This is a genomic window from Streptomyces solitudinis, from assembly GCF_036323765.1.
GTDB lineage: Bacteria > Actinomycetota > Actinomycetes > Streptomycetales > Streptomycetaceae > Streptomyces.
Genome location: NZ_JAZDCW010000003.1, coordinates 729661 through 742101, shown reverse-complemented (window position 1 = coordinate 742101; position 12441 = coordinate 729661). Strand labels below are relative to the sequence as shown.

Genomic DNA, 12441 nt, shown 5'->3' with positions numbered 1-12441 from the left:
CGGCCGGGGGCACGGGCCCGGCGGCGACGCACGGCACCGGCACCGGCACCGGCACCGGCAGGGGTTAGCGTGCTGAGGTGCCCTACTTCGACGCCGCGTCCGCGGTCCCCCTCCATCCCGTCGCCCGCCAGGCCCTGCTCGCCGCGCTGGACGAGGGCTGGGCCGATCCCGCGCGGCTGCACCGCGAGGGGCGGCGGGCCAGGCTGCTCCTGGACGCCGCGCGGGAGGCGGCCGCCGAGGCCGTCGGCTGCCGTCCGGACGAGCTGGTCTTCGCGCCGTCCGGCACCCGCGCGCTGCACACCGGGATCGCCGGGGCGCTGGCCGGACGGCGCCGGGCGGGGCGTCACCTGCTGGTCTCCGCCGTGGAGCACTCAGCCGTCCTGCACGCCGCCGGGGCCCACGAGGCGGCGGGCGGCTCGGTCAGCCGCGCCCCGGTGGACCGGGGCGGCCGCGTCGGCCCGGAACGGTTCGCGGAATTGCTCCGCGCGGGGGATGCGGGTGCCCCGGACGGCGGCGGCACGGCGCTGGCGTGCCTCCAGTCGGCCAACCACGAGGTCGGCACCGTGCAGCCGGTGGAGGCGGTGGCCGACGCCTGCCGGGAGGCGGGGGTGCCGCTGCTGGTGGACGCCGCCCAGTCGCTCGGCTGGGGGCAGGTCGGCGGCGCGTGGTCCCTGCTGGCCGCCAGCGCGCACAAGTGGGGCGGCCCCAGCGGCGTCGGCCTGCTGGTCGTGCGCAAGGGCGTGCGGTTCGCCCCGCACGCCCCGGCGGACGAGCGGGAGTCCGGCCGGATGCCCGGCTTCGAGAACCTGCCCGCGATCGTGGCCGCCGCCGCGTCGCTGCGGGCCGTCCAGGCCGAGGCCGCCGCCGAGGCGGAACGGCTGCGTCCGCTGGTGGACCGCATCCGGCGGGCCGTGCCCGCCTCGGTGCCCGACGCCGAGGTGGTGGGCGATCCGCTGCGCCGGCTGCCGCACGTGGTGACGTTCTCCTGCCTGTACGCGGACGGCGAGGCACTGCTGCACGCGCTGGACCGCGCGGGGTACTCCGTCTCGTCCGGCTCCTCGTGCACTTCCAGCACCCTGACGCCCAGCCACGTGCTGCGGGCGATGGGGGTGCTCTCGGAGGGCAACGTGCGGGTGTCGCTGCCCCGGGGGACGACGGCGCAGGAGGTGGACGGCTTCCTGGCCGCGCTGCCCGGCGCGGTGCGCGCGGTGCGCGACGCGCTCGCGGGCGCGGCGCGGGAGACGGCCGCCGCGGTGGAGCCGTCCCCCGGCGCCGACGGGATCACGCTCGACGCCCTGGGCACCCTGTGCCCGCTGCCGGTGATCGAGCTGGCGAAGGCGATCGGCCGCGTGCCGGTGGGCGGCGTCGTCACCGTGCTCGCGGACGACGAGGCCGCGCGGCTGGACATCCCCGCCTGGTGCGAGATGCGCGGCCACACCTACCTGGGGGCCGACGGCACCGCCCACCGCGTCCGCCGCGCGGCGTGAGCGCCGGGGCCGGCCGGGCCGCCGGCGCCAGCGGGCGGCGCCGTCAGGCGAGCCGGGAGTGGACCTCGGCCGCGGCGTCGGCGCCGTACGCCTTGGTGAAGCGCTCCATGAAGTGGCCGCGCTGCAACGCGTACTCCTGGGTGCCGACCGTCTCGATGACGAGCGTCGCCAGCATGCAGCCGACCTGCGCGGCGCGCTCCAGACCGACGTCCCAGGTCAGGCCGGAGAGGAAACCGGCGCGGAAGGCGTCGCCGACGCCGGTGGGGTCGGCCTTCTTCTCCTCCTGCGGGCAGCCGACCTCGACGGCGGGCTCGCCCGCCCGCTCGATGCGCACGCCGCGCGCCCCGAGCGTCGTCACCCGGGTGCCGACCTTCTCCAGCACCTCCTCGGCGGACCAGCCCGTCTTGCCCTCGATGAGGGCCGTCTCGTACTCGTTGGCGAACAGGTAGGCCGCTCCCTCGGTGAGCGCGCGGATCTCGCTGCCCTCCATGCGGGCGAGCTGCTGGGAGTAGTCGGCGGCGAACGGGATGCCGCGGGAGCGGCACTCCTCGGTGTGGCGCAGCATCGCCTCGGGGTCGTCGGCGCCGATGTGCACCAGGTCCAGCGGGCCGACCCGGTCGGCGACGGTCTGGAGCTCGATCAGCCGCGCCTCGCTCATGGCGCCGGTGTAGAAGGAGCCGATCTGGTTGTGGTCGGTGTCGGTGGTGCACACGAAGCGCGCGGTGTGCAGCACCTCGGAGATGCGCACGGAGCCGGTGTCCACGCCGTGCCGGTCCAGCCAGGAGCGGTACTCGGCGAAGTCGCCGCCGGCCGCGCCGACGAGGACGGGCCGGGCGCCGAGCTGGCCCATGCCGAAGCAGATGTTGGCGGCCACACCGCCGCGCCGCACGTCGAGGGTGTCCACCAGGAAGGACAGGGAGACGGTGTGCAGCTGATCGGCGACGAGCTGGTCCGCGAAGCGGCCGGGGAACGTCATGAGGTGATCGGTGGCGATGGAGCCGGAGACGGCGATGCGCACGGCGGACTGCTCCTGTCGGACGGGCGGTGGCGGGTGACGCCTCACGCTACCGGTTCACCCCGGTGGCCCGGCACCGGTACCTACCGACGGTTACTACCCGAAAGTAGGGCTTACCCGGCGGGCGGAAGATGCGTAACGTCACGGACATGACCGAACGCACGACTGACCCCGGTACCGCCCCCGCCCCCGACGCCACCCCGGCCTTCAGCGACCCGAAGGCGTCCCCGGCCCCCGAGCCCGAGTCGCTGGCAGAGCTGCGCGGCGACTGCTCCCGGATGTCCGGACGCTGGGCGGACCGGCCCCGCCACGCCGCCGCGCCGCCCGAGCCGCTGCACGGCGTGCGGGTCCCGGACGGCTCCGCACGCCTGCTGGACGGCATGTCCGAGTACGGCGACTGACCCGGCTCCCGCGCCACCGGGGCACCCGCGCGGCGCCCCGGTGGAACCGTGTGCGCCGCTCGCCCGTCCCACCGGCGTCCCTCAAAGGGCAGGGCCCACGGAGTGTGAGGAGCGATGCGGTGAGCAGCGATACCGTCCCCGCGGATGAGCGTGACGAATCCACCGGACCCGGCGAGCGGCCCGGCCGCGCGCGGGCGGGCCGCCGGCGGCTGGCCGCTGTGGCGGTCGCCGCGGCCGTGCTGCTGACCGGCGGTGGCGCGTACTGGGCGGCGACGGGCCACGGCCCGGGGCGGCCGGACGGCGGTCCCGCCGTGCCGCGGGACCTCCGGCCGCTGGCGCTGGACGGCCCCGCGCGGGCCGCGTCGGCCGCCGAGCAACCCGCCCCGGACAGCGGGACGGGCAGCGGGACGGGAGACGGCTACCGGGTGGCGGGCACGCTGCCCGAGGGCCCGGAGAGCGCCCCGGTGTTCCGGCCGGCCCCCCGGGCGGACCAGGAGACGGTGACGGCGCTGGCCCGCGCCCTGGGCATCGCCGCGCGGCCGGAGCGGGTGAACGGTTCCTGGCGCGCGGCCGACGGCACGGACGGCACGGGCCCGGTGCTGCACGTCGCCGCCCAGGGCGGCGGTGCCTGGACCTTCACCCGCTACGGCGGCCACGGCGGCACCGCGGCCGGGCCGGACGCACCCGTCTCCACGCAGGCGCCGCCCCCGGCGGACGCCCCAGGCGCCCCCGCCGGAGGCGGCTCCCGGCCCGCCCAGCCGATCACCCCGCCGGTGCCGCGGGCCCAGGCCGAGGAGGTCGCCGCGCCGGTGCTGGAGGCCGTGGGCCTGGCGGGCGCGGGGGTGGACGCCGGCCGGACGACGGGGGCGCTGCGCACGGTGGAGGCCGCCCCGCAGGTGGGCGGATTGCCGACGCACGGCTGGGAGACCACGGTGACCGTCGGCGCCGACGGTGTGCTCGTCCGGGCGGCGGGGATGCTGGCACGCCCGGCCCCGGGCCCGGAGTACCCGGTGGTGGACGCCCCGGAAGCGCTGCGCGCGCTGGAGGAGGACGGCGCGGCGGCCACGGTGCACTGCGTCCGGGCGCCGTGCGGGACCTCCCGGCGGGCCGCGCCGGGCGGCACGGTGACGGGCGCCTCGTTCGGCCTGGCGGCCTACCGCTCCGGCGGGACGCCGTTGCTGGTGCCGGCCTGGCTGTTCGAGGTGGACGGCGGCACGGGCGCGCACACGGTGGCCTTCCCCGCCGTGGAACCCCGCTACCTGACGACGACGGCGGCCGGGGAGCGGCCGGGACCGGGGGACGTTCCGGCCGCGCCGCCGGAGCCGGGTGCGGCGGAACCGGCGCTGTCGCAGCCCGGGAGCGCCGAGCCCGCGCGGCCCGGCCCGGCCCCGGAGGGCGGTCCGGCGCGGCCGAAGGGGGACGACCTCGGCGGGCTCGGTCCCGGACAGCAGCCGCCGGGGCTCGCGGACCTCTCCCGGGAGGGCCTGTGGGCGGACGCCTACGCCGCCGGTGACCGGAGGCTGACCGTGCACCTGACGGGCGGCGTCTGCCACGCCTACGCGGCACGGGCCGAGGAGAGCGCGGACCGCGTGGTGATCTCCGTCTCACAGGAGGCGGTCGACCCCGGGCAGCCGTGCATCCTCCTCGCGAAGGAACTGGCGCTGGAGGTCACGCTGGAGCGGCCGGTGGGCGCCCGCACGGTGGTGGACGCGGCCGGGGACCGCGTGCCCGTGCGCGGCTGAGGACGCCGCCGCCCGCGCGCCGTCGCACGGCAACGCCGAAGGGCGGTCACCCCGGTGGGGTGACCGCCCTTCGGCGGTTCGCCGTCCCGGCCGTGCGGCCGGGCGGCGGCCTCAGCTGAAGGAGTCGCCGCAGGCGCAGGAGCCCGTGGCGTTCGGGTTGTCGATCGTGAAGCCCTGCTTCTCGATGGTGTCGACGAAGTCGATCGAGGCGCCGTGCAGGTACGGGGCGCTCATGCGGTCGGTGACCACCTTGACGCCGTCGAAGTCCTTCACGACGTCGCCGTCGAGGGAGCGCTCGTCGAAGAAGAGCTGGTAGCGCAGCCCCGAGCAGCCGCCGGGCTGAACGGCGACGCGCAGCGCCAGGTCGTCCCGGCCCTCCTGCTCCAGCAGGCTCCTGACCTTCGCCGACGCGGCGTCCGACAGGATGATGCCGTCAGTCTGGGTGGCCGTCTCGTCCGATACGGACATCTGCTTCTCTCCCGGGTTGTACGGACTGCTCTGCCACCTGGGGAACAGGCGGCCTCCCGGATTCATTCCGGTGCGGGCACGTCGTGGCGGAATTCTTCGGATGTACTGCGGTTCTGGGGATCTCGCGGTCTCTCCTCCCCTCATGCTCGCACACCGCCCGCCCACCGGTCACGGGCGCGTGAGGGGGGCGGACGGCCGGTGGCCGGGGAGTGCGTCACATCGCCCCGCTCAGCATCGTCAGACTGACACGAAGCGGCTATCATTAATAACGTCAGATAGACGAGAAAGGGGTCTCCGGTCCCGGAGGTCCCCGAATCAAGGGTGCGTGCCGTCAGCTTCCGAGGCGCCCGGATTCGCCCAGAGGAGTGAACAACGTGAACCCCGCCAACACCCTGGACGTCCAGCCCTCGCCGCTGGCCCTGCTGCTGCTCGGCCGGGAGGCCGACCCGCGCAGCGAGCGCGGCGTGGAGTGCCCCGGCGACCTGCCGGCCCCCTCGGACCCGGATCTGGTGGAGCGCGCCCGCACGGCCAAGGCCGCGCTCGGCGAGCGCGTCTTCGTGCTCGGCCACCACTACCAGCGCGACGAGGTCATCCAGTTCGCGGACGTCACCGGCGACTCCTTCAAGCTGGCCAGGGACGCCGCCGCCCGCCCGCAGGCCGAGTACATCGTCTTCTGCGGCGTGCACTTCATGGCCGAGTCCGCCGACATCCTGACCGGGGACGACCAGCAGGTGATCCTGCCGGACCTGGCGGCGGGCTGCTCGATGGCCGACATGGCGACGGCCGAGCAGGTCGCCGAGTGCTGGGACGTGCTCGCCGACGCGGGCATAGCCGACGTCACCGTGCCCGTCTCGTACATGAACTCCTCCGCCGACATCAAGGCGTTCACCGGACGCCACGGCGGCACCATCTGCACCTCCTCCAACGCCCGCCGCGCGCTGGACTGGGCGTTCGGCAGCGGCGAGAAGGTCCTGTTCCTGCCCGACCAGCACCTCGGCCGGAACACCGCCGTGCGCGACATGGGCATGTCCCTCACGGACTGCGTCGTCTACAACCCGCACAAGCCGAACGGCGGGCTGACCGCCGAGGAGCTGCGGGACGCGAAGATGATCCTGTGGCGCGGGCACTGCTCGGTGCACGGCCGCTTCTCGCTCGACTCGGTGAACGACGTGCGCGACCGGATGCCCGGCGTGAACGTGCTCGTGCACCCCGAGTGCCGGCACGAGGTCGTCGCGGCGGCGGACCACGTCGGCTCGACGGAGCACATCATCCGGACGCTGGACGCGGCGCCCGCCGGGTCGAAGTGGGCCATCGGCACCGAGCTGAACCTCGTGCGGCGGCTGGCGAACCGTTACGCCGCCGAGGGCAAGGAGATCGTCTTCCTCGACAAGACGGTGTGCTTCTGCTCGACGATGAACCGCATCGACCTGCCGCACCTGGTGTGGGCGCTGGAGTCGCTGGCGAACGGCACGGTGGTCAACCGCATCCAGGTGGACCCGGAGACGGAGAAGTTCGCCAAGCTGGCGCTGGAGCGGATGCTGGCCCTGCCGTGAGCCGGGTCTGAGCCCTGCGGGGCCGCCCGGGCCGCCCGCACTCACCGGGCCCGGGCCGCCCCGCGGGGCACCGGAACCTCGGCCGCGAGTCAGCCGCGCACGCCGAAGAGGTGGAGGAGTTCGGCCACGTCACGGTAGGGGTCGGTGCGGCCCGCACGCTCCTCGGCGGCCAGCTCCCCCTCCTCCGGCCCGGGCCCGGCCCCGGCGTCCGGGCCCGGCGACGGGGCGGCCGGGCCTCCGGCGAAGACGCCGACGCCGTACCAGGCGTGCAGCGGGGCGCCGATCCCGGCGAGGGTGGCGGTCAGCGCGGCCCGGCGGTGGGTGCGGGCCAGGCGGCCGTCCTCCCCCGCCACGATGGGGTGGTCGAAGGCGGCGAGCGCCGCCTCCCAGTCCCCCGCGAGCCCCGGGCGCAGGGCCAGGGCGTCGGCGTTGCGCACCACGAGCGAGAGCAGCCCGCCGATAGCGAGGACCCGCGCCAGCCCGGCGAGCAGCGGCCCCGGCTCGTCGGTGTGGGAGAGCGCGCCGTGGCACAGGACGACGTCGAACGTGCGCGGCTGGAAGTGCACCCCGGTCTCCCCCGGCGCGCCCGCCAGCAGCCGCACCCGGCTCCGCACGCCCGCCGGTTTCGTCACAACGCGGGCCCGGACGGCGCTGAGGCCTGGGCCCTCCGGGGCCAGGACGGTCACCTCGTGCCCGAGCCCGGCCAGCCGCAGCGGCTGCTCCCCCGGTATCGGCTCCGGAAGCAGGTGGTGCGGGCCGGGCGCCGCCCCGACGTCCAGGACCCGCAGCCGGCGGCCCACCGGGAAGCGCTCGGCGAGGTGCGCGTCGAGCCGGTGCGCGACGAGCGTCGCGCGAACCGCGTCGGGCATCAGCGGCGGGGCGCCTCGCCCCGGGCGACCTGCGGCTTGGGCAGGCGCATGCGGCGCATCTGGAGGGTGCGCATGAGGGCGTACAGGGTGACGCCGCGCAGGTTCTCGTTGGGGAAACGCTCGCGCAGCCCCTTCTTCAGCCGCCGCACGGTGACGAACGAGTCGGCCACGATCATCACGATCACGCCGAGCCACAGCAGCAGCGACATGTTCTGCGCCTGCGGGTTCTGCACGAGGTTCATGGCGAAGATCACCAGGGCGATGGGCAGGAAGAACTCCGCCACGTGCCACTTGCCGTCCACGAAGTCGCGGGCGAAGCGCCGCTCCGGGCCCCGGTCGCGCAGCGGCAGGTAGCGCTCGTCACCGGTGGCCATCGCCTGCCGCTGCCGGGCCATCTCGGCGCGCCGGGTCTCGCGGGCGCGCTTGGCCGCCTCCTTGCGGTTGGCGGGCACCTTGGCCACCGCCCGGCGCTGGGCCTGGGCCTCGGAGCGCTTGGGCGTGGGGCGGCCCTTGGGCGCCTGCGGGTCGCGCGGCTGCTTGGTCAGATCCACGTCCGGCGTCGCGGACGCGCCCTGGTCATCCTTGGAACGGCTTCGGAACACGCCCCCAAGAGTACGTCGTGCACAGGTGTGGCCCTCACCCGCACGGGGAACGATCCGGCAACGGTGCCCGGCGGGGCGGCCGCGCGCCGTTCCCGTCCCCGGTCCGCGACCCTGCTCGCTCATCCCCTGGCGGGAGACGCGCGGCGCACGATCGTCCTGGAGAAGGAGCAGATCAGGCCCGTGGCAGTGCGGTAATGGAGACAGGGCCCGTACTGTGGGTTCCTGTAGGGATGCTGAGGCTCGAACAGTCCGTCACGAAGGGGGCGCGCGAGGCCCATGAGCGGTGTCATGAAGCGGATGGGGATGCTGTTCCGCGCGAAGGCCAACAAGGCCCTGGACCGGGCCGAGGACCCGCGCGAGACGCTGGACTACTCGTACCAGAAGCAGCTCGAACTCCTCCAGAAGGTCCGGCGCGGTGTCGCGGACGTGGCCACCTCGCGCAAGCGGCTCGAACTCCAGCTGGGGCAGCTCAACCAGCAGGCGGGGAAGCTGGAGGAGCAGAGCCGCAAGGCGCTGGCGCTGGGCCGGGAGGACCTGGCCAGGGAGGCGCTGACCCGCAGGTCGGGGCTCCAGCAGCAGGTGGCCGACCTGGAGACGCAGCACCAGACGCTCCAGGGCGAGGAGGAGAAGCTGACGCTGGCGGCGCAGCGGCTCCAGGCCAAGGTGGACGCCTTCCGCACGAAGAAGGAGACCATCAAGGCCACCTACACGGCCGCGCAGGCGCAGACGCGCATCGGCGAGGCGTTCTCCGGCATCTCCGAGGAGATGGGCGACGTCGGCCTCGCGGTGCAGCGCGCCGAGGACCGCACCGCGCAGCTCCAGGCCCGCGCCGGGGCGATCGACGAGCTGCTGGCCTCCGGGGCGCTGGACGACCCGACGGGCACGGCCAAGGACGACCTGAGCGCCGAGCTGGACCGCATCTCCGGCGGTTCCGACGTCGAGCTGGAGCTCCAGCGGATGAAGGCGGAGCTGGCGGGCGGTCCGAGCGCGGGCCAGCAGGCCATCGAGGGCGGCGCGGGCGGCGGGGCGCAGGCCCCGCAGCAGCAGCCGTCGTCCCAGCAGCAGGACGCCCCCCGGTTCGACAAGCAGTGACCGCCGTCCGCGACGGACGGGTGTACGACCCGGCCCCCGGGCCGGGGTCCCCTGAGAAGGAGCGCAACGTGATCGTACGGATCATGGGGGAAGGGCAGGTGAAGCTGGACGACGCCCACTTCACCGAGCTGGACGAGCTGGACGACGCGCTGCTCGCCGAGCTGGAGGGCGGTGACGAGGCGGGCTTCCGCCGGACGCTGGGGGCGCTGCTCGACGCCGTGCACCGCCTCGGCACGCCGCTCGCGGACGACGCGCTGGAACCCTCCGAGCTGATCCTCCCCGAACGCGGGGCCACGATCGACGAGGTGCGGGCCATGCTGTCGGACGACGGGCTGTTCCCGGCCGTCTGAGCCCCCTGGTCGCCGGACGGGTCACCGCGTGGCGCCGTCCGGCGGAGTGAGCATCCCCTGCCGGGCGGGCGAGGGGGAGACTGCGGACATGAGCGCTGCCGCCCGCCGTCCGGCTCCTCCCCGCCCGTTCCGGCCCCGCCCCTTCCGGTCCCACCCCACCCGGCTCCGCCTCTCCCGGCCCCGTGCCGCCCGCGCCTGCGCCGCCGCCCTGTGCGCGGCGGCGCTGCTGGCGGGCTGCGCCGGGGTGAGCGGTTCCGGCAGCGGCCCCTCCCCCGGCGCGTCCGCCTCCGGGCCCGCCCCGTCCGGCGGTCCGAATGGTCCGAGCGGCTCCGGCGCGCCGTCCGGTCCCGACGCGCTCCAGGAGCGCTACCGGTCCGTCGTCGAGGACGTGCTGCCGTCAGTCGTCCAGATCACCACGGACGAGGACCTGGGCTCGGGCGTGGTGTACGACGCCGAGGGCCACATCGTCACCAACGCGCACGTGGTGGGCGGGGCCGAGACGTTCGAGGTCACTCTCGCCACCGGCGGCGGGCCGCTGAAGGCGGAGCTGGTGGCCGCCTACCAGGACCAGGACCTCGCCGTCATCCGGCTGGCGAAGCCGCCGCGCGCCCTGCGGCCGGCCGTCTTCGGCGACTCCGCCCGGGTGGAGGTGGGGCAGATCGTGCTGGCCATGGGCAATCCGCTGGGCCTGTCCTCCAGCGTCACCCAGGGCATCGTCTCGGCGGTGGGCCGCTCGGTGAGCGAGGGCGAGGGCGGGGCGACGATCGGCGACATGGTGCAGACCTCCGCCGCCATCAACCCCGGCAACAGCGGCGGCGCGCTGGTGGACCTGGCCGGGCGGGTCATCGGCATCCCCACGCTCGCCGCCCGCGACCCGCAGTTCGGCGCGGCGCCCGCGCCGGGCATCGGGTTCGCCATCCCGGCGGCGACGGTGCGCGACCTTGCCGGGCAGATGATCGAGCACGGCGAGGTGGTGGACCCGGACAAGGCGGCCCTCGGCGTGACCGTGCGCACCGTGCTGGGCGACGACTTCCGCCCGGCCGGGGTGTCCGTCGTGGACGTCGCGGACGGCGGGCCCGCCGAGGCGGCCGGGCTGCGCGCCGGGGACGTCGTCGTGCGGGTGGACGACGACGAGGTCACCGACGTCGTCACCCTCGCCGAGGCGCTGGCCGGGCACGAGCCCGGAGACCGGGTGACGGTCACCTACCGGCGCGGCGGGGAACGGGACACCGTCCGCGTCCGCCTCGGCGAGGCGTGACGGGGGCGCTCAGCCCGCGTCGTCCGCGTGCAGGCTCATCGGACCGTAGACCTCGGCGCCGTCCTCCAGCAGCCGCGCCTGGTCGACGCCCCGGTCCAGCAGTTCCTTCCAGTTCTCCCCGATCCAGGACTCCGCGTCGCCCTGGGTGGAGAACTCCTCGACCGGCACCGGGGAGTCCACCCCGCTGCCGTCCGCGCTCTCGAACTGCCACGTCCACGCCATGTCGGCCTCCTGGCTGCTGCGGAAACACTGGAAGATCACCGGCATCCCTGCCCGCAGGGTACTAGGACTACCCGTGCCGGCCCGGCGGGGACGCCCCGGCCCGGCGGTGTCCGGGCGGGTGCGCGCGCCGACCGGAGCGGGACGCGAGACGATCGTGCCGTGGACGTCACTCTGCTCGGCACCGGCGCACCGGCCGGACTCCCCCGCCCCGACTGCCCGTGCGCCGCCTGCGCGGGCTCCGCCGGGCACCGCGCGCGGGCCGCCACCGCGCTGCTCGTGGACGGCACCCTCCTCGTCGACCTCACGCCCGGACCGGCCTTCGCCGCCGCCCGCGCGGGCCGGTCCCTCCAGGGGGTGCGGCAGGTGCTGCTGTCCCACCCGCAGGACGGCCCGGCCCTGGAGATCCCCGCCGGGCTGCCCGCGCCGGTGCGGGTGCCGGACGGGCAGGAGCTGGTGCTGATCAGCGGCCACCGGGTGCGGGCGGTCGCGCTGGACGCGCCCGGCACCGGGTACGAGATCACCGGCCCCGACGGGCGGCGGCTGCTCTACCTGCCGCCGGGCGGCTCACCCGCCGGGCTGGCCCCCGCCGCCGTCCCCTACGACCTGGTACTGCTCGACGTCGTCGGCCGCCCCGCCGCGCTGGCCCGGCTGCGCGCCGCCAAGGCCGTGGGGCCGACCACGGACGTGGTGGCCGTCCACCTCGACCACGACGTGCCGCCCGGGCCCGAGCTGCACCGCCGGCTCGCGGCCGCCGGTGCCCGCGCCGAGCCGGACGGCACCACGCTCACCGCCGGGGACTTCCGCGCCGTCCCCGACGTGCCGCGCCGCACCCTGGTGCTGGGCGGCGCCCGCTCGGGCAAGTCGGCGGAGGCCGAGCGGCGGCTCGCGGCGTTCCCCGGCGTCCTGTACGTCGCCACGGGCGGACGCAGGGACGGCGACGCCGAGTGGGCCGCCCGCGTCAGCGCGCACCGCGAGCGCCGCCCGGCCACCTGGCACACCGCGGAGACCTGCGACCTGGTGCCGCTGCTGGCCGACGCGGACGGGCCGCCGCTGCTCGTGGACTGCCTGGCGCTGTGGCTGACGGACGCGATGGACGCGGTGGACGCCTGGTCGGACGCGGCGTGGGCGAACGGCGGCGCGCGGGAGCTGGCCCGCCGGACGGACGCGCTGGTGGCGGCCCTGCGCGCGACGCGCCGCACCGTCGTCGCGGTCAGCAACGAGGTCGGTTCCGGCGTGGTGCCGGGCACGCCCGCGGGCCGCCGGTTCCGTGACGAGCTGGGACGGCTCAACGCCGCCGTCTCCGCCGAGTGCGAGCAGGCCCTCCTCGTCGTCGCCGGGAACGCGCTGCCGCTGCGCGGCGACGTGTAGCCGGGCGCTCCCGG

General features: G+C 76.0%; 13 protein-coding genes. 8 read left to right on the top strand and 5 right to left on the bottom strand.

The genetic code is table 11. The annotated features are described in order from the left end of the window. Window positions 1–77: 77 nt before the first annotated feature. Complete coding sequence (locus V1J52_RS10800) at window positions 78–1487, top strand: cysteine desulfurase/sulfurtransferase TusA family protein (protein ID WP_330139438.1); 1410 nt, start codon at window positions 78–80, stop codon at window positions 1485–1487. Between the two features lie 43 nt (window positions 1488–1530). Here the strand turns inward: V1J52_RS10800 and V1J52_RS10795 are convergent, their stop codons facing one another. Further along, a complete protein-coding gene (locus V1J52_RS10795) occupies window positions 1531–2505 on the bottom strand; it encodes a carbohydrate kinase family protein (RefSeq protein WP_330139437.1) in 975 nt (324 codons plus the stop codon). Between the two features lie 146 nt (window positions 2506–2651). On the opposite strand from V1J52_RS10795, the gene V1J52_RS10790 reads away from it, so the two are divergent. Continuing rightward, complete coding sequence (locus tag V1J52_RS10790; RefSeq protein ID WP_330139436.1) at window positions 2652–2903, top strand: hypothetical protein; 252 nt, start codon at window positions 2652–2654, stop codon at window positions 2901–2903. A gap of 119 nt (window positions 2904–3022) precedes the next feature. Further along, entirely contained in the window at window positions 3023–4645 is a 1623-nt protein-coding gene (locus V1J52_RS10785) for a hypothetical protein (RefSeq protein ID WP_330139435.1), read from the top strand. A 111-nt stretch (window positions 4646–4756) separates the two neighbouring features. On the opposite strand, the gene V1J52_RS10780 is transcribed toward V1J52_RS10785, so the two are convergent. Next, window positions 4757–5113 carry a HesB/IscA family protein gene (locus V1J52_RS10780; RefSeq protein ID WP_330139434.1) on the bottom strand — a complete coding sequence of 119 codons (357 nt, stop codon included), beginning with the start codon at window positions 5111–5113 and terminating at the stop codon, window positions 4757–4759. Between the two features lie 374 nt (window positions 5114–5487). On the opposite strand from V1J52_RS10780, the gene nadA reads away from it, so the two are divergent. Further along, window positions 5488–6666 (top strand): quinolinate synthase NadA, encoded by a 1179-nt coding sequence (nadA, locus tag V1J52_RS10775; protein WP_330139433.1) that lies wholly within the window; start codon window positions 5488–5490, stop codon window positions 6664–6666. 89 nt (window positions 6667–6755) lie between these two features. Here the strand turns inward: nadA and V1J52_RS10770 are convergent, their stop codons facing one another. Both V1J52_RS10770 and V1J52_RS10765 read right to left on the bottom strand, forming a co-directional pair. Beyond that, complete coding sequence (locus V1J52_RS10770; RefSeq protein ID WP_330139432.1) at window positions 6756–7535, bottom strand: class I SAM-dependent methyltransferase; 780 nt, start codon at window positions 7533–7535, stop codon at window positions 6756–6758. Further along, the gene (locus V1J52_RS10765; protein ID WP_330139431.1) at window positions 7535–8137 is read right to left on the bottom strand and encodes a DUF3043 domain-containing protein; all 603 of its coding nucleotides are present in this window, start codon (window positions 8135–8137) and stop codon (window positions 7535–7537) included. The genes V1J52_RS10770 and V1J52_RS10765 overlap by 1 nt, the downstream gene beginning before the upstream one ends. 276 nt (window positions 8138–8413) lie before the next feature. On the opposite strand from V1J52_RS10765, the gene V1J52_RS10760 reads away from it, so the two are divergent. The 3 genes from V1J52_RS10760 to V1J52_RS10750 all read left to right on the top strand — a co-directional run bounded on the left by V1J52_RS10760 (window position 8414) and on the right by V1J52_RS10750 (window position 10837). Continuing rightward, entirely contained in the window at window positions 8414–9229 is an 816-nt protein-coding gene (locus tag V1J52_RS10760; RefSeq protein WP_330139430.1) for a PspA/IM30 family protein, read from the top strand. A gap of 68 nt (window positions 9230–9297) precedes the next feature. After that, window positions 9298–9579, top strand: a complete 282-nt coding sequence (gene pspAA, locus V1J52_RS10755; RefSeq protein WP_330139429.1) for a PspA-associated protein PspAA — start codon at window positions 9298–9300, stop codon at window positions 9577–9579. An 88-nt stretch (window positions 9580–9667) separates the two neighbouring features. Beyond that, window positions 9668–10837 carry a S1C family serine protease gene (locus tag V1J52_RS10750; protein WP_330139428.1) on the top strand — a complete coding sequence of 390 codons (1170 nt, stop codon included), beginning with the start codon at window positions 9668–9670 and terminating at the stop codon, window positions 10835–10837. 9 nt (window positions 10838–10846) lie between these two features. Here the strand turns inward: V1J52_RS10750 and V1J52_RS10745 are convergent, their stop codons facing one another. Continuing rightward, window positions 10847–11059, bottom strand: coding sequence for a hypothetical protein (locus tag V1J52_RS10745; RefSeq protein WP_330139585.1), 213 nt, complete (start codon window positions 11057–11059; stop codon window positions 10847–10849). 159 nt (window positions 11060–11218) lie between these two features. On the opposite strand from V1J52_RS10745, the gene V1J52_RS10740 reads away from it, so the two are divergent. Then, window positions 11219–12427, top strand: a complete 1209-nt coding sequence (locus V1J52_RS10740; protein ID WP_330139427.1) for a bifunctional adenosylcobinamide kinase/adenosylcobinamide-phosphate guanylyltransferase — start codon at window positions 11219–11221, stop codon at window positions 12425–12427. The last annotated feature ends 14 nt before the right edge of the window (window positions 12428–12441 follow it).